At 73.3% G+C, this 22,449-nt stretch carries 22 protein-coding genes; 21 read left to right on the forward strand and 1 reads right to left on the reverse strand.

The features are described from left to right. Window positions 1–65: 65 nt before the first annotated feature. The 15 genes from WAB14_RS17495 (at window position 66) to nusB (ending at window position 13,824) form a co-directional block, all read left to right on the forward strand. Window positions 66–1,865 carry a type IV pilus modification PilV family protein gene (locus WAB14_RS17495; RefSeq protein ID WP_340271625.1) on the forward strand — a complete coding sequence of 600 codons (1,800 nt, stop codon included), beginning with the start codon at window positions 66–68 and terminating at the stop codon, window positions 1,863–1,865. Beyond that, entirely contained in the window at window positions 1,858–2,529 is a 672-nt protein-coding gene (locus WAB14_RS17500; protein ID WP_340271626.1) for a type II secretion system protein, read from the forward strand. Before WAB14_RS17495 ends, WAB14_RS17500 begins: the two co-directional genes overlap by 8 nt. 14 nt (window positions 2,530–2,543) lie before the next feature. Then, a complete protein-coding gene (locus WAB14_RS17505; protein WP_340271627.1) occupies window positions 2,544–4,064 on the forward strand; it encodes a hypothetical protein in 1,521 nt (506 codons plus the stop codon). A gap of 49 nt (window positions 4,065–4,113) precedes the next feature. Continuing rightward, entirely contained in the window at window positions 4,114–4,929 is an 816-nt protein-coding gene (locus tag WAB14_RS17510; protein WP_340271628.1) for a prepilin peptidase, read from the forward strand. A 159-nt stretch (window positions 4,930–5,088) separates the two neighbouring features. After that, window positions 5,089–6,141 (forward strand): type IV pilus assembly protein PilM, encoded by a 1,053-nt coding sequence (gene pilM / locus WAB14_RS17515; RefSeq protein WP_340271629.1) that lies wholly within the window; start codon window positions 5,089–5,091, stop codon window positions 6,139–6,141. Then, window positions 6,138–6,842, forward strand: coding sequence for a PilN domain-containing protein (locus WAB14_RS17520; RefSeq protein WP_340271630.1), 705 nt, complete (start codon window positions 6,138–6,140; stop codon window positions 6,840–6,842). Before pilM ends, WAB14_RS17520 begins: the two co-directional genes overlap by 4 nt. Before the next feature lies 1 nt (window position 6,843). Next, on the forward strand, window positions 6,844–7,644 hold the full coding sequence (locus tag WAB14_RS17525) for a hypothetical protein (RefSeq protein WP_340271631.1): 801 nt from the start codon (window positions 6,844–6,846) through the stop codon (window positions 7,642–7,644). Beyond that, entirely contained in the window at window positions 7,641–8,495 is an 855-nt protein-coding gene (locus WAB14_RS17530; protein ID WP_340271632.1) for a hypothetical protein, read from the forward strand. The genes WAB14_RS17525 and WAB14_RS17530 overlap by 4 nt, the downstream gene beginning before the upstream one ends. Window positions 8,496–8,581: 86 nt before the next feature. Then, window positions 8,582–9,772 (forward strand): chorismate synthase, encoded by a 1,191-nt coding sequence (gene aroC, locus WAB14_RS17535; protein WP_340271633.1) that lies wholly within the window; start codon window positions 8,582–8,584, stop codon window positions 9,770–9,772. Further along, on the forward strand, window positions 9,769–10,338 hold the full coding sequence (locus WAB14_RS17540) for a shikimate kinase (RefSeq protein WP_340271634.1): 570 nt from the start codon (window positions 9,769–9,771) through the stop codon (window positions 10,336–10,338). Before aroC ends, WAB14_RS17540 begins: the two co-directional genes overlap by 4 nt. Beyond that, window positions 10,335–11,432 (forward strand): 3-dehydroquinate synthase, encoded by a 1,098-nt coding sequence (aroB, locus tag WAB14_RS17545; protein ID WP_340271635.1) that lies wholly within the window; start codon window positions 10,335–10,337, stop codon window positions 11,430–11,432. Before WAB14_RS17540 ends, aroB begins: the two co-directional genes overlap by 4 nt. Continuing rightward, window positions 11,429–11,878, forward strand: a complete 450-nt coding sequence (gene aroQ / locus WAB14_RS17550) for a type II 3-dehydroquinate dehydratase (protein WP_340271636.1) — start codon at window positions 11,429–11,431, stop codon at window positions 11,876–11,878. Before aroB ends, aroQ begins: the two co-directional genes overlap by 4 nt. Window positions 11,879–11,978: 100 nt before the next feature. After that, window positions 11,979–12,845, forward strand: a complete 867-nt coding sequence (locus tag WAB14_RS17555) for an EAL domain-containing protein (RefSeq protein ID WP_340271637.1) — start codon at window positions 11,979–11,981, stop codon at window positions 12,843–12,845. Window positions 12,846–12,856: 11 nt separating this feature from the next. After that, window positions 12,857–13,417, forward strand: a complete 561-nt coding sequence (efp, locus tag WAB14_RS17560; RefSeq protein WP_340271638.1) for an elongation factor P — start codon at window positions 12,857–12,859, stop codon at window positions 13,415–13,417. Beyond that, a complete protein-coding gene (gene nusB / locus WAB14_RS17565; RefSeq protein WP_340271667.1) occupies window positions 13,414–13,824 on the forward strand; it encodes a transcription antitermination factor NusB in 411 nt (136 codons plus the stop codon). Before efp ends, nusB begins: the two co-directional genes overlap by 4 nt. Before the next feature lie 17 nt (window positions 13,825–13,841). On the opposite strand, the gene bldD is transcribed toward nusB, so the two are convergent. Beyond that, on the reverse strand, window positions 13,842–14,333 hold the full coding sequence (gene bldD, locus WAB14_RS17570) for a transcriptional regulator BldD (protein ID WP_340271639.1): 492 nt from the start codon (window positions 14,331–14,333) through the stop codon (window positions 13,842–13,844). 206 nt (window positions 14,334–14,539) lie between these two features. On the opposite strand from bldD, the gene pyrR reads away from it, so the two are divergent. Genes pyrR through carB form a run of 6 tightly spaced genes read left to right on the forward strand, consistent with a single transcriptional unit; the run spans window position 14,540 to window position 22,445 of the window. Then, window positions 14,540–15,169, forward strand: coding sequence for a bifunctional pyr operon transcriptional regulator/uracil phosphoribosyltransferase PyrR (pyrR, locus tag WAB14_RS17575; RefSeq protein WP_377003117.1), 630 nt, complete (start codon window positions 14,540–14,542; stop codon window positions 15,167–15,169). Continuing rightward, the gene (locus WAB14_RS17580) at window positions 15,166–16,104 is read left to right on the forward strand and encodes an aspartate carbamoyltransferase catalytic subunit (protein WP_340271640.1); all 939 of its coding nucleotides are present in this window, start codon (window positions 15,166–15,168) and stop codon (window positions 16,102–16,104) included. The genes pyrR and WAB14_RS17580 overlap by 4 nt, the downstream gene beginning before the upstream one ends. After that, window positions 16,101–17,438: a dihydroorotase gene (locus tag WAB14_RS17585; protein WP_340271641.1), complete on the forward strand. Its 1,338-nt coding sequence runs from the start codon at window positions 16,101–16,103 to the stop codon at window positions 17,436–17,438. The genes WAB14_RS17580 and WAB14_RS17585 overlap by 4 nt, the downstream gene beginning before the upstream one ends. Then, a complete protein-coding gene (locus WAB14_RS17590) occupies window positions 17,435–17,953 on the forward strand; it encodes a PH-like domain-containing protein (protein WP_340271642.1) in 519 nt (172 codons plus the stop codon). Before WAB14_RS17585 ends, WAB14_RS17590 begins: the two co-directional genes overlap by 4 nt. After that, window positions 17,950–19,128 carry a glutamine-hydrolyzing carbamoyl-phosphate synthase small subunit gene (gene carA / locus WAB14_RS17595; protein WP_340271643.1) on the forward strand — a complete coding sequence of 393 codons (1,179 nt, stop codon included), beginning with the start codon at window positions 17,950–17,952 and terminating at the stop codon, window positions 19,126–19,128. The genes WAB14_RS17590 and carA overlap by 4 nt, the downstream gene beginning before the upstream one ends. After that, window positions 19,128–22,445, forward strand: coding sequence for a carbamoyl-phosphate synthase large subunit (carB, locus tag WAB14_RS17600; RefSeq protein ID WP_340271644.1), 3,318 nt, complete (start codon window positions 19,128–19,130; stop codon window positions 22,443–22,445). Before carA ends, carB begins: the two co-directional genes overlap by 1 nt. Window positions 22,446–22,449 lie beyond the last annotated feature (4 nt).

Below are 22,449 nucleotides of genomic sequence, written 5' to 3' on the forward strand. Positions count from 1 at the left end.
GGCGAGTCGATGACCACGTCGGAACAGCCGTGGCCCACCGGCCGCGACCGACGAAGGGACCGACAGTGCGAGACCTGCTCGCCCGGGCGCAACGCGTCCGCCTGACACGTGACGGCGGCTTCACGCTCGTCGAGCTCATGGTGTCGATGGTCGTGATCGCCATCGTCGTGACCGCCCTGCTCACGCTCTACGTCGCGACGCTCACCTCGACCGTCGGCGCCAAGCAGCGCCAGTCGGCCTCGGCCATCGCCACACAGCAGCTCGAGCGCCTGCGGGCACTTCCTTACAACACGGTGCGGGCCGGCCTCCGTGCCGACGACCTCTCCGGTGACCCCTACATCTCGACTGGACGCCTGAGGATCAACGGGCTCGACGAGAGGATCGTCACGAGCACGACGCAGGCCCAGGCCCCGCTGTACCCCCACCGTCGCACGGTCATTCAGGACGGTCAGACCTACACCGTGTCCGTGTACGTGACGGAGGGTACGACGACCCTGCCGTCGTACCAGCTGACGAGCGTCGTGGAGTGGACGGTCGCCAACCGTGGGTCCCGCTCCATCGTGCAGCGGTCGACGACGTACTCCTCGCAGGGGTGCCTCTCCCTGTCGAACCGCCCGTTCTCAGGGCCGTGCCAGGCCGCGTACACCGCGACGGCCGGCATCACCAGCGGTCGGATCACGGTGACTAATGCCTCGGACTCGCAGCAGCTCATCCCCGGTACGAACGGCTCGCTCCTCGCCCTCGACCTGCCCGGCCTGTCCGCGAGCACAGCGATCGAGCAGACCGTCACCCTGTCGGCCGACAGTCGGACGTTCGGCGCATCGAGCCGGACGACGTCCGGGGACCAGTCGACGGGGGGAGTTGCCGCGGCCGCGTCCGCGGACACCGACCCCTCGAGCCCGACCAACACCTCGAGCAGCGGCACCACCCCGGCGCAGACCTCCTCGACGCTCAGCATCAGCGGGCTCGCGGGGCAGCTGGTCGCGAGGCCGAGCACGAGCGACAGCGGCACTGCCGCCGCCCAGGTCAGCGGGAACGCCACCGGCTGCGTGTGGTCCGACGCCGTGCCCGTGACAACCAGCCAGCCGTGCGCCGTCAGCAGCGTGCAGTCCGCGGGCGGAGACAGCACCATCAGGTACGACATCGCGACCCCGCTCACGATCCTCGGGGGGACGCAGCCCGCGACCCTCGCCCGGGTCAGCCCCGGGTCGACTGCGTCCCGGGCGGCGAGCGGCCGGCTCATCTCGTCGACCAACGGCATCTGTCCCGCCACTGCGGGTAACGGCTGCTCTGCGGCCGCGGCACGTCGCAACCTCGGGACCATCACCCTCGGAGGGTTGCCCGCTCGTAGCCGGTCCGAGGACACGTTCCCGGCGGGTTTCCCCGTAACGGGCGGGAGCGTGATGGAGCTGACCGGATTCTCCGAGACCGTTCTCGCGGAGTCGGGCGCCGGGGCGCGCGCGCCGTCCTACACGCGCGCCGGGACCCTCAGCTACTGGAACGGTACGGGCTTCACGTCGGTCAATCTCGCCTCGGTCACAGGGGCGGTGACCTACGACCCGCCTCCCGTCTCGGCCAGCTACCGCAACGGGGCCGGCGACCGCATCGATGTCGTCGCCGACGGCTTGCTGCGCATCGGTGCCCTCGACCAGTCCCAGGTGAACGTCCTGCCGTGCGACAAGACGACGGCCGCGGGCTCGTGCACGTCCCGATCGACCTCGGGGACGGCTCTGTCCGCACAGGTCGAGTACGTCGTGACGCAGACCGTCGCCGGGGTGTCGACCGAGCTGTCGCGGTTCGTCGTCATCGCCGACCTCGGCAGCGGCACCGCGACCACCTACTACCGAGGGGCTCCCGATGCCTGAGCGACTTCGTCCACGTCGGCTCCGCGGGGACGACGGCTTCACATTGGTCGAGATGATCACCGTGATGATCGTGTTCTCGGTGGTGCTCGGGCTGGTGTTCCCGGCCGTGGTTCTCGTCCAGCGGAAGGTGTCCGACCTGGACGCGACCGCGAGCTCCGTGGCCGAGGTGCGCATCGCCCTGCAGAACATGGACCGGCAGGCCCGGTCCGGGAACGTGCTGTACAGCCCCGCCGCCGAGACCACGACCGGGTGTACGGGGAACGCCGCCCAGAACGCCGGGACGTGCATGCGGATCTTCACGCAGGCCAATGGACTGCAGAAGTGCGTGCAGTGGCAGGTGATCCCCGACGCGGCCGGGTCGGCGACGTCGACCCTCCGGACCCGCAGCTGGGAGCAGGACTGGGTGACGTCCCCTGTGGGGGCTGTCTCCGGGTGGCAGGTCGTCGCCCGTGGCCTCGTCACCCCCGGCTCCGACGGCACGCCCCGGTACCCGTTCGTCCTCCAGGGCGCGGGAACCCCCTACCAGGCGCGCCTGCTCGACGTACGGCTCGAGGCGACCGACAAGCGGCGACGGGCCCCGACCGTCCTCACGTCGTCTCTGTCCGGTCGCAACACCAACTACGGCTACGACCCCGGCGTGTGCTCGCCGGTCCCGCCCGCGTGAGACCAGGAGTCCCGATGGCCCGCTTCGTCCAGTCACGCCGCTCCGCCCTGAGCGGCGACGACGGCGTCGCCCTCATCACGGCCGTGGCCGTGGCAGCGCTCGTCGCCGTCCTCGGCATCACGCTGCTCACCATCAGCCTCGCGGAGTCGCGCTCGTCCGGCCGTGAGCGCCAGAGGGCCGAGGCGGTGGCGTTCGCCGAGGGCCAGGTCGACATGACGCTCGCCCGGGTCCAGGCGGCCGCGCCGGCATCGCTCCCGTGCACGTCGACGGCGAGTTCGACGGTATCGCGACCCGACACGCTCACCGCGCAGACCACCGTCCGCTACTACGACCGCACCCGCCCGGCGGGGACGGAGGACGTCACGTCTCTCGTGTGCTCGGGGTCGGCGCCAGCCGTCACCGAGGCGCTCGTCTCGTCGACGACAACGTCGCAGGCGCTCGGCACCGCTCCGGGCGCGAGCCGCAAGGTCGAGACGCTCATCGCGCTGAAGCCCCGCGTCGACGGCCTCGACAAGGCGATCTTCGGCAACGCCGGCATCGCGCTCGCCAACAACGGCGAGGTCTTCGGCCGGACCGGTGTCCCCGACGCCGACATCTACACCAACGGCGATTTCGCGTGCAACAACAACCAGGACTACCACGGCTCCATCTACGCGCAGGGCTCCATCACCATGTCGAGCACGTGCACGGTCGATGTCGACGCGTGGGCGGGTACACGCTTCACGGCGAACAACACCGGGGTCACGGTCAAGGGCGACGTCCGGGTCGGCAACGGCGGCGCCGCGATGGACGCGCGCGGGGCGACGGTCGCCGGGACGGTGTCGGTGAGGACGACCATCACGGGGTCGCAGTGGCGCGGTGACAACTGCCCGGCCAAGTGCGTGGAGGGAGCGAACCCGGGGATGCCGCCGGCCATCCCCTTCCCGCAGATCCCGTGGAACCCCACTGTTCAGGCGGCGTGGGCGGCGGCCCCCCCGGCGGGCGGCGGATTCACCACCGTCGTCGACACCGCCGCGACGCGTGACTGCACGGTCAGCGGCGACGCCAACGGCCCCGGGCGCTGGATCATGGACAACGCCGCGTCGCTGACATCCCCCACCCTGCTGCGCACCCCGTGCCGGGTGGTCATCCAGCGAAACAACAACACGCTGGCGCTCGGCAACAACCTGGCCGTGTTCGCCGACGGTGGTGTGGCGCTCGCCAACTCGATCACGATCCGCTCGACCAGCTCGACCGTTCGCAACCTCTACTTCATCCAGCCGTACAACGCCGTCGCATCCCCGTGCACGACCGATGGCATCGTGCTGGACAACCGCGTCACTCTCGAGTCCACGGTCGACCTGCTCCTCTACAGCCCGTGCAACATCCGCAAGGCGAACAACGCCGACCACTTCGGGCAGGTCTACGCCGGCGGCAACGCCGTCATCGACAACCAGTTCACGATGTACTACAAGCCGCTTCCGGTCTGGGGCATCGCCAACCCGGTCGTCCGTGGGTACGACATCGACATCCTCTACAAGCGCGAGAACTTCTGATCGGCGCAGCCTGCACGGGGCGTCGTCACGGGTGCGGTAGGAACGTCACGTGACGGCCCTCGCATGGTTCCTCGTCGGGGCGCTCGGGCTCGTCGGACTCGCCATCGGTTCCTTCCTCAATGTCGTCGTCCACCGGGTGCCGGCGGGGCGGTCCGTCGTCCACCCGCCGAGCGCCTGCCCACGCTGCGGCAACCGGATCCGGCCGCGCGACAACGTCCCCGTGCTGGGGTGGCTGCTGCTGCGCGGACGCTGCCGTGACTGCGGCGAACCGATCAGCCCCCGCTACCCGCTCGTCGAGCTGGGGACCGGTGTCGCCTTCGCCCTCGTCACGTGGTTCGTCCTCGACGCACTGGCAGGGGAGCGATCGACGCTCGTGCTGCCCGCGCTGCTGTACCTCGCGGCCATCACCGTCGCGCTCGGGCTCATCGACCTCGACGTCCGCCGCTTGCCGGACGCCATCGTGCTGCCGAGCTACGTCGTGCTCGTCGTGCTCCTCGGTCTCGCGAGCATCGCCGAGGGCGACTGGTGGCCCTTCGTCCGCGCGCTCATCGGCGGCGCGAGCGGATTCGTCTTCTACTTCGCCCTCGCGATCGCCTACCCGGCAGGTATGGGCTTCGGTGACGTCAAGCTCGCCGGGGTGCTCGGCCTGGTGCTCGGCTGGTTCGGGTGGGGCGCGCTGCTCGTCGGCGTGTTCTCCGGCTTCCTGCTCGGGGCCATGGTGAGCGTGCTTTTCATCGGGCTCAGGCTGGCGACGCGGAAGTCGCTCATCCCGTTCGGGCCGTACATGCTCGCGGGCTGCTGGATCGGTGTGACCGTCGGCGGTCCGCTCTTCTCGGCCTACCTGCGTCTCGTCGGGTTGTCCTGACCTCCACGGTCGGACCCGCTAGTCCGCTCGGGTGACAGCACGGCCCGGCGCGGACCGCGAGCACCTTCGGCGTCAAGCCCGATCCCCTCGTGCCCGATCCCTGCTTGTGGGTGACCCCCGGTCGCCCCGCAGACCCGGACCACACGAAGGAGATCCACCGTGGCAGCACGAACCGCCATCGGTCTCGACATCGGGACCTCGGGCGTGCGCGCCGCCGAGCTGACGTTCGGCCGGCACGGGGTGAGGCTCGAGAAGTTCGGCCAGGTGGCCGTCCCGGCAGGCGCGGTGCGCGACGGCGAGGTCGTCGAGCCCGTGAGCGTCGCCGAGGCCATCAAGGAGCTGTGGGGCGCGACGCGCTTCTCCAGCAAGCAGGTCGTCCTCGGGGTCGCCAACCAGCGCGTCGTCGTCCGCAACGTCGAGCTGCCGTGGCTCCCGGTGGCAGAGCTCCGCAAGAGCCTCGGCCTCCAGGTGGCCGACCTGCTCCCGATGCCGGTCGAGCAGGCCGTCCTCGACTTCCACCCCGTCGAGGAGGTACGAGGCGACCGCGGGCGCATGATCCGCGGCATGCTCGTCGCCGCCTCCCGCGACGTCGTCCTCGCGAACGTCCGCTGCGCGGAGCGCGCGGGCCTCACGCCGACGAGCGTCGACCTCACGAGCTTCGCGGTCCTCCGTTCGCTCGGGTCCGGCGCCTTCGGCGACGGTGCGACGGAGGCACTCATCGACGTCGGCGCCCGCGTGACGAACATCGTCGTTCACACCGCCGGCGTCCCGACCTTCGTCCGCATCCTCCTCATGGGCGGGCAGGACATCACCGACGCCCTCGCCGAGCGCGTCGGCAGCTCGCTCGCGGAGGCCGAGGGCCTCAAGCACGTGGTCGGCATGGATCGTCAGGCCGGCCCGGAGTTCACCAACGCCTCCCGCGCCGTCGAGGCGACCGCGCAGTCGCTCGTCGACGAGATCCGCGGCTCCCTCGACTACTACTCCTCGACGACGCCGGGCGCCCCCGTCGAGCGCGTCGTCGTCTCCGGCGGCGGCTCGCTCCTGCGCGGGCTCACCGACCGGCTCGGCCAGGCGGTGCGTGTACCCGTCGAGGTCGGCGACCCCATGAAGGACATGTCGATCGGCAAGACCGGCCTCGACGACGACCAGCTCGCGCTCGTGCGCCCGCTCGCCGCCGTCCCGGTCGGCCTCGCGATGGGAGCAGCCCGATGAGCACCCAGCCCGGTGCGGTGACCGAGACGACGACAGTCGTCCCCCTCACCGCCGAGTTCCCCCTCGCGCGCGTCGACCTGCTGCCCCCCGAGGTGCTGGCCGACCGCCGCTTCAAGAAGACGAAGGGGTGGCTCGCCCTCGCCGTCGTGGGCTCGCTCGCCCTGTGCGGCGGGGCCTACGCGTGGGCGGCCGCCGACGCGAACGCCGCCGCCGAGGAACTTGCCGTCGAGCAGGCCCGGACGTCGGAGCTGACGTCGGAGGCCGCGCAGTACGCCGAGGTCCCGGCCATCATCGCGACCAAGGACCGTGCCGAGACGGCGCTCGAGACCGCCATGGCGTCCGACATCCAGTGGTACCGCTACCTCGCGCAGATGGCGTCCGTGACGCCGGAGGGCGTGTGGTTCACGAACGTGACCGCGACCGCGAATGCCGAGGGAGCCGGAGCGTCGGGGGCCACCGGGGACCCGCTCGCGCCCGTCGACAGCGTCGCGGACGTCGTGACCATCGGGAAGGCCCTCAGCTACGAGGACGTCGCGACGTGGATGGACCGGCTCGAGACGGTGACCGGCTACGACCACGTCCTGTTCTCCACGACGACGCTCAACGACGACACCGCCGACGAGCCGTACGTCGACTTCCAGGTCAGCACCAAGGTGCTGCCCGAGGCGTACTCCGACCGCTACGCACCGAAGGCCGAGTGACATGAAGCTGACCAGAACAGCAGGCTGGTCCCTCGGGACCGCGGGACTGTGCGTCGCACTGAGCGCCGCCAGCTGGTTCCTCCTCGTCGACCCCCAGCGCGCCGCCGCCGCGGAGTCCCGCGAGCTCACGGTCGCCGCGCAGCAGCAGAACGCCGACCTCGAGCTGCAGATCGAACAGCTCAAGGAGCAGTTCGCGAACCTGCCGCAGATGCAGGCCGAGCTGGCCGCGATCCGCGAGGCGCTCCCCGAGGAGCCCGCTCTGTCGCGCCTCATCCGCGACGTCGACGACCGAGGAGTCGACGCCGGCATCATCGTCGACTCCATCGTGTCGGGGGTCCCGGTCGCCGTCGTCGACACGGCCGCGCTGGCCGCGGCGCCCGCCGACCCGGCCGCCGCGGAGAGCGCGTCCGCAGAGCCGTCGGCGGCACCGTCGGAGCCGGCGAGCGAACCATCCGCCGCGCCCAGCGAGGGGACCGACCCGGCGTCCGACCCCGCCGCCCCTGCTCCGGCTGCGCTGCCCGCAGGGCCCGTCCTGGCCGCCGTCCCCGTCACGATCACCGCGACCGGTGACTTCTCCGACGCCGTCCTGTTCCTCAAGGGCCTCCAGGCCGACACCCCCCGCGCGCTGCTCGTCGACTCCCTCGGCGTCACCGTCGCGGAGGGTGAGGACCTCGACCCCGGGAGCGTCCAGGTCACCGTCACGGGCCGGGTGTTCGTCTTCTCCGACCCCACCGCCGTCGACGCCGCCACCGCCACCGGGCTCCCCAGCCCCACCCCGACCGTGATCGAGGAGACGCCATGAGCACGCAGCCGTTCGGGCAGCCGGGACCCATCGGCGGTCCGTCGACCCCGCCCCCGCCGCCCCCTCCGGTGGCGGACGAGGCACCCTCCGGCTCCCGGAAGACGGTCGTCATCGCCGTCGCCGCCGGCGTCGCGGCGCTGGGCGTGCTCGGCGCGGGCGCGGCCCTCGTCCTCACCGGTGCGGGTGGCGCGGACGGTGAGGCGAGTGGCGTGGTCCCGCCCGCGTCGGTCGCACCGGTCGAGCCCTCGGCCACTGCCACAGCTGCTCCCGCGAGCCCCCTGCCCACCGCCGTCATCAAGGGCCGGAACGTCTTCGTCCCGCTGGTCGAGGAAGGTGAGGCCGCTTCGGGCGCCGGCACGGAAGCGGCGACGGCTCCGCCCGCCACGAGCGGGTCGACCACAAGCACCGGTGCGCTCCCGGGCTCGACGACGGCCCCCACGAGCGCCCCGACCTCCGGCACAGGCTTCACGCCGCTGCCCGTCGTCGAGTACATCGAGGTCACCGTCACCGAGACGGTGAAGGGCGACCCCGTCCCGGGTCCGACCGCCACCGAGACGGTCACGGCTCCCGCCGTCGAGGTGCCGGTCCCCGGCGCGACGTTCGAGCGGCTGCGCGTCGTCGTCGAGGCGCGCGACGTCCTCGCCGACGACGGCGTCACCGTGATCGGCACCGAGTACCCGGCCGACTTCTACGTCGACAAGGTGCTCTACGAGGACGTCCTGCCCGAGGACCCCGCCTTCGGTGAGAAGGAGGAGTTCATCTACGTGTCCTACTCCCCGTCGGAGCAGAAGCTCCTCTTCTCCTACGGCTCGGCGCTGTTCTCGGTCGTCGTGCCCGTCACCACCCCCTGACCCACCCGCACCGCCAGACGCGCGGTGGTCGTCTCCCACGACGGCCACCGCGCTCGTGCGTCCGGGGGGTCTGACAGCATGGCCGCATGCGCTGGACCACCGCCGGGGAGAGCCACGGCCCCGCCCTCGTCGGCGTCGTGGAGGGCGTGCCCGCCGGGGTCGCCGTCACGAGCGACGACCTCGTCCGCGTCCTCGCCCGCCGCCGGCTCGGCTACGGCCGCGGCGCCCGGATGAAGTTCGAGCAGGACCGGGTCCGCGTGCTCGGCGGCGTCCGGCACGGCTGCACGATGGGCGGCCCGGTCGCGATCGAGGTCGAGAACACCGAGTGGCCGAAGTGGGAGACGGTGATGAGCGCCGACCCCGTGCCGGCCGACGAGCTCGCCGGTCTCGCGCGCAACGCCCCGCTCACCCGGCCGCGACCCGGCCACGCCGACCTCGTCGGCATGCAGAAGTACGGCTTCGACGACGCCCGTCCCGTCCTCGAGCGCGCGAGCGCCCGCGAGACCGCGGCCCGCGTCGCCCTCGGCGCCGTAGCCGCCGCCCTGCTCGAGCAGGCCGCCGGTGTCCGGCTCGTCAGCCACACCGTCGCCATCGGCCCGGTCGAGGTGCCCGAGGGTTCGCCGCTGCCCGGCCCGGACGACGTCGACGCCCTCGACGCCGACCCGGTCCGCTGTCACGACCCCGCGACGAGCGAGGCGATGGTCGCCGAGATCGACGCGTGCCGGCGCGACGGCGACACCCTCGGCGGGGTCGTCGAGGTCCTCGCGTACGGCCTCCCACCGGGCCTCGGCAGCCACGTCTCGGCGGACCGCCGCCTCGACGGCCGCCTCGCCGGTGCCCTCATGGGCATCCAGGCGATGAAGGGCGTCGAGATCGGCGACGGGTTCACCACGGCCCGCCGCCGCGGGTCCGCCGCCCACGACGAGATCGAGACCGGCGACGACGGGAGACTCCGGCGGCGCACCGGCCGCGCCGGCGGCACCGAGGGCGGCATGAGCACGGGCGACGTCCTGCGCGTGCGGGCCGCCATGAAGCCGATCAGCACCGTGCCCCGGGCACTCGACACCGTCGACGTCGCGACGGGGGAGAAGGCCGTCGCCATCAACCAGCGCTCCGACGTGTGCGCCGTCCCGGCCTCCGGTGTCGTCGCCGAGGCCGTGGTCGCACTCGTCCTCGCCGACGCGCTGCTGGAGAAGTTCGGCGGCGACTCCGTCACCGAGACCGCTCGCAACGTGCGCTCGTACCTCGCCGCGCTCGACGAGCGGGGGCTCGCGTGAGCCCCATCCCCGGCGTCGACGGTCCCCTCGTCGTCCTCGTCGGGCCCCCGGGCGCCGGCAAGAGCACGGTCGCCGCCGCGCTCGCCCGCCTCCTCGGCACCGAGGCCCGGGACACCGACAGCGACGTCGAGGCCCGCGCCGGGCGCACCGTCTCCGAGATCTTCCTCTACGACGGCGAGCCCGCCTTCCGCGACCTCGAGCGCGAGGCCGTCGCGACCGCGCTCGCCGAGCACACCGGCGTGCTCGCCCTCGGCGGTGGCGCGCCCGTCGACCCCGCCACGCGCGAGCTCCTGCAGCCGCAGCGCGTCGTGTTCCTCGACGTCGGCCTCGCGGCCGCCGCCCGGCGCATCGGCATGGATGCCCCGCGACCGCTCCTCCTCGACTCCCCGCGCGCGACGTGGACGCGGCTCATGGACGCCCGCCGACCCGTCTACACCGAGGTCGCCGACCTCGTCGTCACCACCACCGAGGTCGACGCCGACGCCGTGGCCGCCCAGGTCGTCGACCACTTCGACGACCTCCGCGCGCGAGCACGCGCGACCGCCGAGCAGGGGAGCAGCACGTGAGCACGACGGCGCACGACGCGCCCACCGTCGTCCGGGTCGACGGGCCCGAGCCGTACGACGTCGTCATCGGCCACCGGCTGCTCGACCGCCTGCCCGGCGTGCTCGGCGACGGCGTCCGCAAGGTGCTCGTCGTCCACCCGCGGGCGCTGCGCTCCACCGGCGACGCCGTCCGCGAGGACCTCGCTGCGAACGGCTACGAGGCCGTCACCGCCGAGGTGCCCGACGGGGAGGAGGCGAAGACCGCCCAGGTCGCCGCGTTCTGCTGGCAGGTGCTCGGGCAGGCCGCCTTCACCCGCACCGACGCCGTCGTCGGCGTGGGCGGTGGCGCCGTCACCGACCTCGCCGGCTTCGTCGCCGCCACGTGGCTGCGTGGCGTCCGCGTCGTCCACCTCCCGACGACGCTGCTCGGCATGGTCGACGCGGCCGTCGGCGGCAAGACCGGCATCAACACCGCCGAGGGAAAGAACCTCGTCGGCTCCTTCCACCCGCCGGCCGGCGTCCTCGCCGACCTGTCGGCGCTGCAGACCCTGCCCGAGTTCGACCTGCGGGCCGGCCTCGCCGAGGTCGTGAAGTGCGGCTTCATCGCCGACCCGGACATCCTCACCCTCTGCGAGCAGCAGCCCGACGAGGCCGTCCGCTGGGACAGCCCCGTCCTCGCCGAGCTCGTCGAGCGCGCCGTCACCGTCAAGGCCGCCGTCGTGGGGGAGGACCTCACCGAGGCCGGTCTGCGCGAGGTCCTCAACTACGGCCACACGTTCGGGCACGCCATCGAGCTCGTCGAGCGGTACACGTGGCGTCACGGCGCCGCCGTGAGCGTCGGCATGGTGTACGCCGCCGAGCTGGGCCGCCTCGCCGGGCACCTGCCGGAGCGGGTCGTCGACCGGCACCGGACGATCCTCACGCGCCTCGGCCTGCCCATCGTCTACCGGGGGGACCGGTGGTCGGCGCTTTACGACGCGATGCGGCGGGACAAGAAGAGCCGCGGCGCGACCCTCCGCTTCGTCGTCCTCGACGCGGCGGGGCGGCCCACCCGGCTCGAGGGTCCCGACCCCGCGCTGCTGCAGGCGGCGTACGTCGAGGTCAGCGACACGTGAGCACGACCGGCGTCCTCGTCCTCAACGGACCGAACCTCGGTCGGCTCGGCACCCGGGAGCCCGACGTCTACGGCCACGCGACCCACGACGACCTCGTCGCGCTCGTCGCCGCTGCCGCCGAGCGGCTCGGTCTCGACCCGGAGGTCCGGCAGAGCGACGACGAGGCCGACATCGTCCGCTGGCTCCACGAGGCCGTCGACACCCGACGGCACGTCGTGATCAACCCGGCCGCCTTCACGCACTACTCGTACGCCCTGCGGGACGCGGCCGCGCTCGTGAGCGGGGCGGGGCTCGTCCTCGTCGAGGTCCACATCAGCAACCCGCACGGACGCGAGGCGTTCCGCCGGCACAGCGTCGTCAGCCCTGTCGCGACCGGGGTAATCGCCGGTTTCGGTCTCGACGGCTACCGCCTGGCGCTCGACGCGGTCGCCCGACACGCCGCCTGACCAGCGGCATCATCCGTTCGGTTGACACCGGCATGACACCTTCGTACGCGCTGTAGTCGCCCGGGTTCCCTGCGTGACCCGGATGGGTCATGGTGGTCACGTGGCGATCACCCTCCCGGAGCGGCGGACCCCCTCCGGCGTCCGTCCGGGTGACCACCTCCCGCACCGGGGCCGTCGCGACGTGCCGCTCGCGGCGCCGACGGTCCTCGAGCTGCGACGGGCGGTGAGCGCCGACCGGCTCGTCGTCGCCCACCAGCCCATCGTGTCCCTCGACGACGGCGCGCTCCGCGGCAGCGAGACCCTCGTCCGCTGGCTGCACCCGCGGCTCGGTCTGCTGCTGCCCGACCGCTTCCTCCCGCTCGTCCGGCTCGCGGGCGTCTCCGCCGCGCTCGACCTCCTCGTGCTCCGGGCGGCGTGCCGCCGCCTCGCGGCGTCGCCCCTGCTGCCCCCGGCGAGCGTCAACGTGTCGCGAGCCGCGCTGCTGACCCCGGGCTTCGTCCCGGCGGTGCTCCACACCCTGCGCGACCACGGCCTCGACGGCTCCCGCGTCCAGCTGGAGCTGTCGGAGCAGCTGACCCTCGCCGACCTCGCGGCAGCGAGCGAGGAGCTGCGGGCGCTGCGGGTCGCGGAGGTCCGGGTCGTGCTCGACGACCTCGGTGCCGGGAACACGACGCTGCAGCACGTGCGGGCGCTGCGTCCGGCGTGGGTGAAGGTCGACCGCAGCCTCGTCGCCGGCGTCGACCGCACGCCGGGGCACCTCGACACCATCCGCCGGGTCGTCGACCTCGCCGGCTCCCTCGGCGCCGGGGTGACCGCCGAGGGCGTCGAGCGTCCCGAGGAGGTCTCCTCGCTCGTCGATGCCGGCTGCGAGCGCGGCCAGGGCTGGCTGTTCGGCCGCCCCGTCCTGCAGGTCGGCGAGCGCCTGGTGGCGCCGGCGGCGGACGGGAGCACCCGCGCCGCCGGATAGGATCGCGCACCATGGCGACGACGAACGACCTCAAGAACGGCATGGTCCTCAACATCGACGGCAACCTGTGGTCGGTGGTCGAGTTCCAGCACGTGAAGCCGGGGAAGGGCCCCGCCTTCGTCCGCACGAAGCTGAAGAACGTCCTGTCCGGCAAGGTCGTCGACAAGACGTTCAACGCGGGCATCAAGGTCGAGACCGCCACCGTCGACAAGCGCGACATGCAGTACCTGTACGCCGACGGCGACGACTTCGTCTTCATGGACAGCTCGACGTACGACCAGATGCACGTGGGCAAGGACGTCGTCGCCGACGCCTCCGACTTCATGCTGGAGAACCAGGACGTCATCGTCGCCGTCCACGAGGGCACGCCGCTCTACGTCGAGCTGCCCGCCTCCGTCGAGCTCGAGGTGACGTACACCGAGCCCGGCCTCCAGGGCGACCGCTCCACGGGCGGCACCAAGCCCGCCACCCTCGAGACCGGCCGCGAGATCCAGGTGCCCCTCTTCCTCGAGACGGGCACCAAGGTCAAGGTCGACACCCGGTCCGGGGACTACCTCGGGCGCGTCAGCTGAGCGCCCGGCACAAGGCGCGCAAGCGGGCCCTCGACGTCCTCTTCGAGGCCGAGCAGCGCCGCCTCGACCCGCTCCAGGTGCTCGCGCGGCGCATCGCCGCCGCCGAGCCGCCGATCCCCGAGTACGCCGTCACCCTCGTCGAGGGTGTCGTCGCGCACCGCGAGGGGATCGACGAGGCCCTGTCGACGTACGCCCAGGGCTGGACCCTCGACCGGATGCCCGCGGTCGACCGGACCATCCTGCGGCTCGGCACGTGGGAGCTCGTCCACAACGACGACGTCCCGGACGACGTCGTCATCAGCGAGGCCGTGACGCTCGCGACAGAGCTGTCGACGGACGAGTCGCCCCGCTTCGTCAACGGGCTGCTCGGCCGCCTGCGCGACCTCAAGGCGACGCTCGAGGTCTGACCTACTCGGGACGTCCGTCAGTCGAGGACGGCGCGACGGGCGTCGGCGTCGAGTACCTGCCACGTGATGAGCTGGTCGACGAGCGCCGCCGGGGGCAGGTCGTAGATCACCGCGAGCGAGCGGAGGTCGTCGGCGCGGATCGACAGGACCTTGCCGTTGTAGTCGCCGCGCTGGGACTGGATCGTCTGCGCGTACCGGGCGAGCGGGCCGGCCTTCTCGGCGGGCACGTTCATGAGCCGCTCGAGGTCGAGGACGAGCCGCGGCGGCGGCTCCGCCGAGCCGACGGGCGCGCCGTCGGGGAGGAGCGCCTGGACGGGGACGCCGTAGAAGTCGGCGAGCTCGGCGAGACGCTGGACGGTGACGGCCCGGTCGCCGCGCTCGTAGGAGCCGACGACGACCGCCTTCCAGCGGCCCTGCGACTTCTCCTCGACGCCGTGGAGGGACAGGCCCTGCTGGGTGCGGATGGCGCGGAGACGGGACCCCAGCGCTCGTGCGTAGTCGGTTGCCACGTCGGAAGGATCACGGAGAGTTACGCCAACGGTCAAGCGGATCGCCACGCAGAGTCACCATTCGGCGTAACGCAGCGTGCCCTCGACCGGCCGAGCACCGGTCACCGAGCGGCACCACCGACCCCTCCACCCCGCCCGGTACGCTCGCCCCGACCGACGTCCTTTAAGTCCCGTCCCGTGAGGCGGGGAAGGAGGTCCACGCGACCGTGCCGTCCGACCAGCGACCGTCCGACCAGCAGCCACCGCCCGAGGAGCCCGTGCTCGCCGCCCACGAGCGGACCGTCGTCAGCGCCGACGACGTCGACCGGGTCACCCAGCGGATCGCCCACGAGCTGCTCGAGCGCAACCGCCGCGCCGAGGACCTCGTCCTCCTCGGCATCCCCACGCGGGGGGTGCCGCTCGCCGAGCGCCTCGCCGACGCCGTCGCGGGTATCGAGGGGGTGCGGCCGCCGACCGGCACCCTCGACGTCACGATGTACCGGGACGACCTGCGTCGTCACCCCACGCGAGGACTGACCGCGACCGAGGTGCCGGTCGACGTCACCGACCGTGTCGTCGTCCTCGTCGACGACGTCCTGTTCTCCGGCCGCACGATCCGGGCGGCGCTCGACGCCGTCGCCGACCTCGGTCGGCCCCGGGCCGTCCGTCTCGTCGTGCTCGTCGACCGGGGGCACCGCGAGCTCCCCATCCGCGCCGACCACGTCGGGCGCAACCTGCCGACCGCCGCCGACGAGCGCGTCTCGGTGCGGCTGCGGGAGGTCGACGGCAGCGACGGCGTCGACATCGTCCGCCCGGTCGGCGGCGGCACGGGCGGCGCAGGGGGAGGCGCGGCGTGAGGCACCTGCTGTCGACCGCCGACCTCACCCGCGAGGAGGCCGTCGAGCTGCTCGACACCGCCGAGGCGATGGCCGCCACCCAGCAGCGGGAGATCAAGAAGCTGCCGACGCTGCGGGGGCGCACCGTCGTCAACCTCTTCTACGAGGACTCCACGCGCACCCGCATCTCGTTCGAGGCCGCCGCCAAGCGGCTGAGCGCCGACGTCATCAACTTCGCCGCCAAGGGCTCGAGCGTGTCGAAGGGCGAGAGCCTCAAGGACACCGCCGCCACGCTCCAGGCGATGGGAGCCGACGCCGTCGTCATCCGCCACCCCGCCAGCGGCGCCCCGCACCGGCTCGCCGCCGCCGGCTGGACGCGCGGGGCCGTCCTCAACGCCGGCGACGGCACCCACGAGCACCCCACCCAGGCGCTGCTCGACGCGTTCACGCTGCGCCGGCACCTGCGCGACGGCGCCGGGGACCTCGCCGGGGCGCGTGTCGCGATCGTCGGGGACGTCCTGCACTCCCGGGTGGCCCGCTCCAATGTCCACCTGCTCGACACCCTCGGTGCCCACGTCACCCTCGTCGCCCCGCCGACCCTCCTGCCGGTCGGGGTGGAGGCGTGGCCGTGCGCGACGTCGTTCGCCCTCGACGACGTCCTGCCCGACGTCGACGCCGTCATGATGCTGCGGGTCCAGGCGGAGCGGATGAACGCGGCGTTCTTCCCCAGCGAGCGGGAGTACTCCCGCCGCTACGGCCTCGACGCCCGTCGCCTGCGTGCGCTGCCGGGGCACGCGGTGGTGCTCCACCCCGGGCCGATGAACCGCGGGCTCGAGATCAGCGCCGACGCCGCCGACAGCACGCGCGCCGTCATCCTCGAGCAGGTGACGAACGGCGTCGCCGTCCGCATGGCCGCCCTGTACCTGCTGCTGACCGGGGGAGAGGAGGCCGCGTGAGCGCGACCTGGGTCATCACCGGCGCGACGCTGCCCGACGGGCGGCGCGCCGACCTCGTCCTCACCGGCGGCCGGGTCCGCGAGGTCGCCGGCGCCGGCCGGGCCGACGTGCCCCCGGGCGCCCGCACCGTCGACGCCGACGGCCTCGTCGCCCTGCCGGGGCTCGTCGACCTCCACACCCACCTGCGGGAGCCGGGACGGGAGGACGCCGAGACCGTCGAGACCGGCACCCGCGCCGCCGCCGCCGGCGGATGGACCGCCGTCCACGCCATGGCGAACACCGACCCGGTCGCCGACACCGCGGGGGTCGTCGAGCAGGTCCACCGCCTCGGCGTCACCGCCGGCTGGTGCGACGTGCGCCCCGTCGGGGCCGTGACCGTCGGGCTGCGCGGCGAGCGCCTCGCCGAGCTCGGCGCCATGGCGACCTCGGCCGCCCGGGTCCGGGTCTTCAGCGACGACGGGCACTGCGTCGCCGACCCGCTCCTCATGCGCCGGGCCCTGGAGTACGTCCGCGCCTTCGACGGCGTCGTCGCCCAGCACGCGCAGGACCCGCGCCTCACCGAGGGCGCACAGATGAACGAGGGCGAGGTGAGCGCCGTCCTCGGCCTCGCCGGCTGGCCGAGCGTGGCGGAGGAGGCGGTCATCGCCCGCGACGTCCTCCTCGCAGCCCACGTCGGCTCCCGCGTCCACGTGTGCCACGTGTCGACCGCCGGCAGCGTCGAGATCGTCCGGCTCGCCAAGGCCCGGGGCCTGCCCGTCACCGCCGAGGTCACGCCGCACCACCTCGTCCTCACCGACGACCTCGTCCGTTCCTACGACCCCGTCTACAAGGTGAACCCGCCGCTGCGCACGCCCGCCGACGTCGAGGCGCTGCGCGCCGCCGTCGCCGACGGGACCATCGACGTCATCGCGACCGACCACGCGCCTCACCCGACGGAGGCGAAGGACTGCGAGTGGGCGGCCGCGGCGATGGGCATGACGGGCCTCGAGACGGCCCTCGGGGTCGTCCAGGAGGCGCTCGTCGACACCGGGCTGCTCGACTGGGCCGGTGTCGCCGAGCGGATGTCCGCGGCGCCGGCCCGCATCGGCCGCCTCGACGACCCCGCGCTCGGCCTCCATGCCCACGGCCGGGGGCTCGTCGAGGGCGCCCCGGCCCACGTGACGCTCCACGACCCGACGGCCCGCTGGACGGTCGACCCGGCCGCGCAGCACACGCAGGGCCGCAACACGCCGTTCCGGGGCCGGGAGCTGCCCGGCCGGGTGGTCGCGACGTTCCTGCGCGGTGCCCCGACGCTGCTCGACGGCGCCCTCGTCGACCCGGGGGAGCGCGCGTGAGCCAGGCGCAGGCGGCGACGCTGTTCCTCCTCGTCGTGCCCGTGCTCTTCGGGCTCATGTACCTCGGCTGGCGCGGGCGGGCCCGGCGTCAGAGCGACGTCGCCGCCCCCGCCACCGCCCCAGCCGGCGTGCCGGCCGGCGCCCCGCTCCCGGAGCCGCTCCTCGACCCGGTGGAGGGCGTCTACGTGTCCACCGTGCGGGCGGGCGACTGGCTCGACCGCGTCGTCGTGCACGGTCTCGGGGTGCGTTCCCCCGCCGTCCTCCACGCCGGCCGGGACGGCGTGTGGTTCGAGCGGCGCGGCGCCCCCGGCGTCTTCGTGCCCGCCGCGGCCGTCGAGTCCGTCCGCCTGGAGTCCGGCATGGCCGGCAAGTACACGGTCGGGGAGGAGCTGCTCGTGCTCCGCTGGCGCAGCGGTGACGCGCACCTCGACACCGGCTTCCGCCCGCAGCGCTGGTCCGAGGCGTCCCGGTACGCCGCCGCGCTCCAGCCCCTCGTCACCGGAGGAGACCAGTGACCACAGGAACCACAGGGTCCACAGGGACCCGGCAGCACGCCGTCCTCGTCCTCGAGGACGGCCGCACCTTCCGCGGGGAGCCGTTCGGCGCGCTCGGCCAGACCGTCGGGGAGGCCGTCTTCGCCACCGGGATGACCGGCTACCAGGAGACCCTCACCGACCCGAGCTACCACCGGCAGGTCGTCGTCATGACCGCCCCCCACATCGGCAACACGGGCGTCAACGACGAGGACGACGAGTCCCGCCGCATCTGGGTCGCCGGGTACGTCGTCCGCGACCCCTCCCCGGCGCCGAGCAGCTGGCGGGCCACCCGCAGCCTCCAGGCCGAGCTCGAGGCGCAGGGCGTCGTCGGCATCGCCGGGGTCGACACCCGCGCCGTGGTCCGGCACCTGCGCGAGCGCGGCGTCATGCGCGCCGGGGTGTTCTCGGGTACCGCCGCCGACCGGCCCGTCGAGGAGCTCCTCGGCCTCGTCACCGAGAGCCCGGCGATGGCGGGCGCCGACCTCGCGGCGGAGGTGACGACGACCGAGCCGTACGTCGTCCCGGCGCAGGGTGCTCGCCGGCTGACGGTCGCCGCGCTCGACCTCGGCATCAAGGCGATGACGCCGCGACGGATGGCCGAGCGCGGCATCGAGGTCCACGTGCTGCCCGCAACGGCCGACCTCGACGACGTCCTCGCCGTGCGACCGGACGGCGTGTTCTTCTCCAACGGCCCGGGCGACCCCGCGGCGACGCGCGGCCCCGTCGAGCTGCTCCAGCAGGTCCTCGAGCGGGACCTGCCGTTCTTCGGGATCTGCTTCGGCAACCAGCTGCTCGGGCGCGCGCTCGGGCTCGGCACGTACAAGCTCGGCTACGGTCACCGCGGCATCAACCAGCCGGTGATGGACCGGCGCACCGGCCGCGTCGAGGTCACGGCCCACAACCACGGCTTCGCCGTCGACGCCCCGCTCGACGGGCCTGTCGACAGCCCGGCCGGTCTCGGCCGGGTCGAGGTGAGCCACGTCGGGCTCAACGACCAGGTCGTCGAGGGCCTCAACCTGCTCGACCGGCGCGCCTTCAGCGTGCAGTACCACCCGGAGGCCGCGGCCGGCCCGCACGACGCCGGCTACCTCTTCGACCGCTTCGTCGACCTCATGAGCACCGACCGCACGAGCGAGAAGGAGGCGGGGGCCTGATGCCGCGCCGCACCGACATCGACAGCGTCCTCGTCGTCGGCTCCGGGCCGATCGTCATCGGCCAGGCCGCGGAGTTCGACTACTCCGGCACCCAGGCGTGCCGCGTGCTGCGCGCCGAGGGCCTGCGGGTCGTCCTCGTCAACAGCAACCCGGCGACGATCATGACCGACCCGGGGTTCGCCGACGCGACGTACGTCGAGCCCATCACGCCGGACGTCCTCGAGAAGATCATCGCGAAGGAGCGGCCGGACGCCCTCCTGCCGACCCTCGGCGGCCAGACCGCCCTCAACGCCGCCATCACCCTCGCGGAGTCCGGCGTCCTCGACCGCTACGGCGTCGAGCTCATCGGCGCGGACATCCCCGCCATCCGAAAGGCCGAGGACCGCGAGGCGTTCAAGGAGGTCGTCGCCGCCGCGGGTGCGGAGAGCGCCCGCAGCCGTGTCGTGCGGACGCTGGAGGAGGCGCTCGCGTGCGCCGAGGAGTTCTCCTACCCCGTCGTCCTGCGTCCGTCGTTCACGATGGGCGGGCTCGGCTCCGGCTTCGCCCACGACGAGCCCACCCTCCGTCGGATGATCACCGCCGGGCTCGCGGCGAGCCCCACCCACGAGGTCCTCGTCGAGGAGTCGATCAAGGGGTGGAAGGAGTACGAGCTCGAGCTCATGCGCGACCACCACGACAACGTCGTGGTCGTGTGCTCCATCGAGAACCTCGACCCGATGGGCGTCCACACCGGCGACTCCATCACCGTCGCGCCCGCGCTCACCCTCACCGACCGCGAGTACCAGCGCCTGCGCGACATCGCGCTCGCGATCATCCGCGGGGTCGGCGTCGACACCGGCGGCTGCAACATCCAGTTCGCCGTCAACCCCGTCGACGGCCGCATCGTCGTCATCGAGATGAACCCGCGCGTGTCCCGCTCGAGCGCGCTCGCGTCGAAGGCGACGGGCTTCCCGATCGCGAAGATCGCGGCGCGGCTCGCCATCGGCTACACCCTCGACGAGATCCCCAACGACATCACGGGGTCGACCCCGGCGAGCTTCGAGCCGACGCTCGACTACGTCGTCGTGAAGATCCCCCGGTTCGCCTTCGAGAAGTTCCCCAACGCCGACCGGTCCCTCACCACGACGATGAAGTCGGTCGGGGAGGCGATGGCCATCGGTCGCAGCTTCTCCGAGGCCCTCCTCAAGGCGATGCGCTCCCTCGAGCGGCGCGGGGCGACCTTCGACCTCGCCGCCGAGCCGGTGCCCGCCGACGAGCTGCCATCGCTCGTCGCCCGGACCGCGGAACCCACCGAGGACCGTCTCGTCCTCGTCGGCCGCGCGATCGCCAGCGGGGCGTCTGTCGCCGACCTCCACGCCGCCTCCGGCATCGACCCGTGGTTCCTCGAGCAGCTCGTCGGGGTCCACCGCCTCGCCCGGGAGGTCGCCGAGGCGCCCGCCCTCGACGAGGCCCTCCTGCGCCGCGCCAAGCGGACCGGGTTCTCCGACGCGCAGCTCGCCGACCTCCGCGGCCTCGACGAGGCCGTCGTCCGGGGCCTGCGGCACGCCCTCGGCGTGCGACCGGTCTACAAGACGGTCGACACGTGCGCGGCCGAGTTCGCCGCCCTCACGCCGTACCACTACTCCTCCTACGACGAGGAGGACGAGGTCGTGCCGTCGGAGCGCCGCAAGGTCGTCATCCTCGGCTCCGGGCCGAACCGGATCGGGCAGGGCATCGAGTTCGACTACTCGTGCGTCCACGCCGCCTTCGCCCTCCGCGAAGCCGGCCTCGAGACGATCATGGTGAACTGCAACCCGGAGACGGTGTCGACGGACTACGACACCTCCGACCGGCTCTACTTCGAGCCGCTGACGGTCGAGGACGTCCTCGAGGTCGTCCACGCCGAGTCCCGCTCCGGGGAGCTGCTCGGGGTCGTCGTCCAGCTCGGCGGGCAGACCCCGCTCGGCCTCGCCGAGGACCTCGCCGCGGCCGGGGTGCCGATCCTCGGCACGAGCCCTGAGGCGATCCGGCTCGCGGAGGACCGCAGCGCCTTCGGGCACGTCCTCGCCGCCGCGGGCCTGCCCGCCCCCGTGTGGGACACGGCCGCGAGCTTCGCCGAGGCGCGCGACGTCGCCGCCCGCATCGGCTACCCCGTGCTGGTACGGCCGAGCTTCGTCCTCGGTGGGCGGGGCATGGAGGTCGTCGACGACGCCGAGGCCCTCGACGGCTACGTCGCACGGGCGGGGGAGACCGGCGTCCGGGTCGGCCCGCAGCACCCGCTGCTCGTCGACCGGTTCCTCGAGACGGCCGTCGAGATCGACGTCGACGCGCTGTGCGACGGCGAGGAGGTGTTCCTCGGCGGCGTCATGGAGCACATCGAGGAGGCGGGCGTGCACTCCGGGGACTCCGCGTGCGTCCTGCCGCCGGTCACCCTCGGCCACGCCGTCGTCGAGCAGGTCCGCCGGGCCACCGAGGCCATCGCCCGCGGCGTGGGCGTCCGGGGCCTGCTCAACGTCCAGTACGCGCTCGTCGGGGACACCGTCCTCGTCCTCGAGGCGAACCCGCGCGCGAGCCGCACCGTCCCCTTCGTGTCCAAGGCGACCGACGTCCCGCTCGCGAAGGCCGCGGCGCGCGTCATGACGGGCGCGACGATCGCCGAGCTGCGGGCGGAGGGGCTTCTGCCCGCCGTCGGCGACGGCGCGAGCCACCCGCCGGCGTCGGTGTCCGTGAAGGAGGCCGTCCTGCCGTTCAAGCGGTTCCGGACCACGACCGGCGCGGTCGTCGACTCCGTCCTCGGGCCCGAGATGCGCTCGACGGGGGAGGTCATGGGCGTCGACGTCGACTTCCCCCGCGCGTTCGCGAAGTCCCAGGCCGCCGCGTACGGCGGGCTGCCGGCACGCGGCCGGGTGTTCGTGTCCGTCGCCGACCGGGACAAGCGGGCGATGCTGTTCCCGCTGAGCCGCCTCAGCGCGCTCGGCTTCGAGCTGCTCGCGACCGCCGGCACCGCCGAGACCCTCCGCCGCAACGGCATCGCGTCCACGGTGGTCCGCAAGCACAGCCAGGGACCGGGCCCGGACGGCGAGCCGACGATCACCCAGCTCATCCTCGACGGGGGCGTCGCGATGGTCGTCAACACGCCGTCGGGTCGGGCGGCCCGTGCCGACGGTTACGACATCCGCGCGGCCGCAGTGACGGTAGACGCGCCGATCATCACGACGGTCCAGCAGCTCGCGGCGGCCGTCCAGGGGATCGAGGCGCTGACCGACGGGGGGTTCGACGTCGCGAGCCTCCAGGAGCACGCCGCGGCGATCTCGCTCGAGCGCAGCGGCCGGGCGTAGCGGG

Source organism: Aquipuribacter nitratireducens (assembly GCF_037860835.1).
Classification (GTDB): domain Bacteria; phylum Actinomycetota; class Actinomycetes; order Actinomycetales; family JBBAYJ01; genus Aquipuribacter; species Aquipuribacter nitratireducens.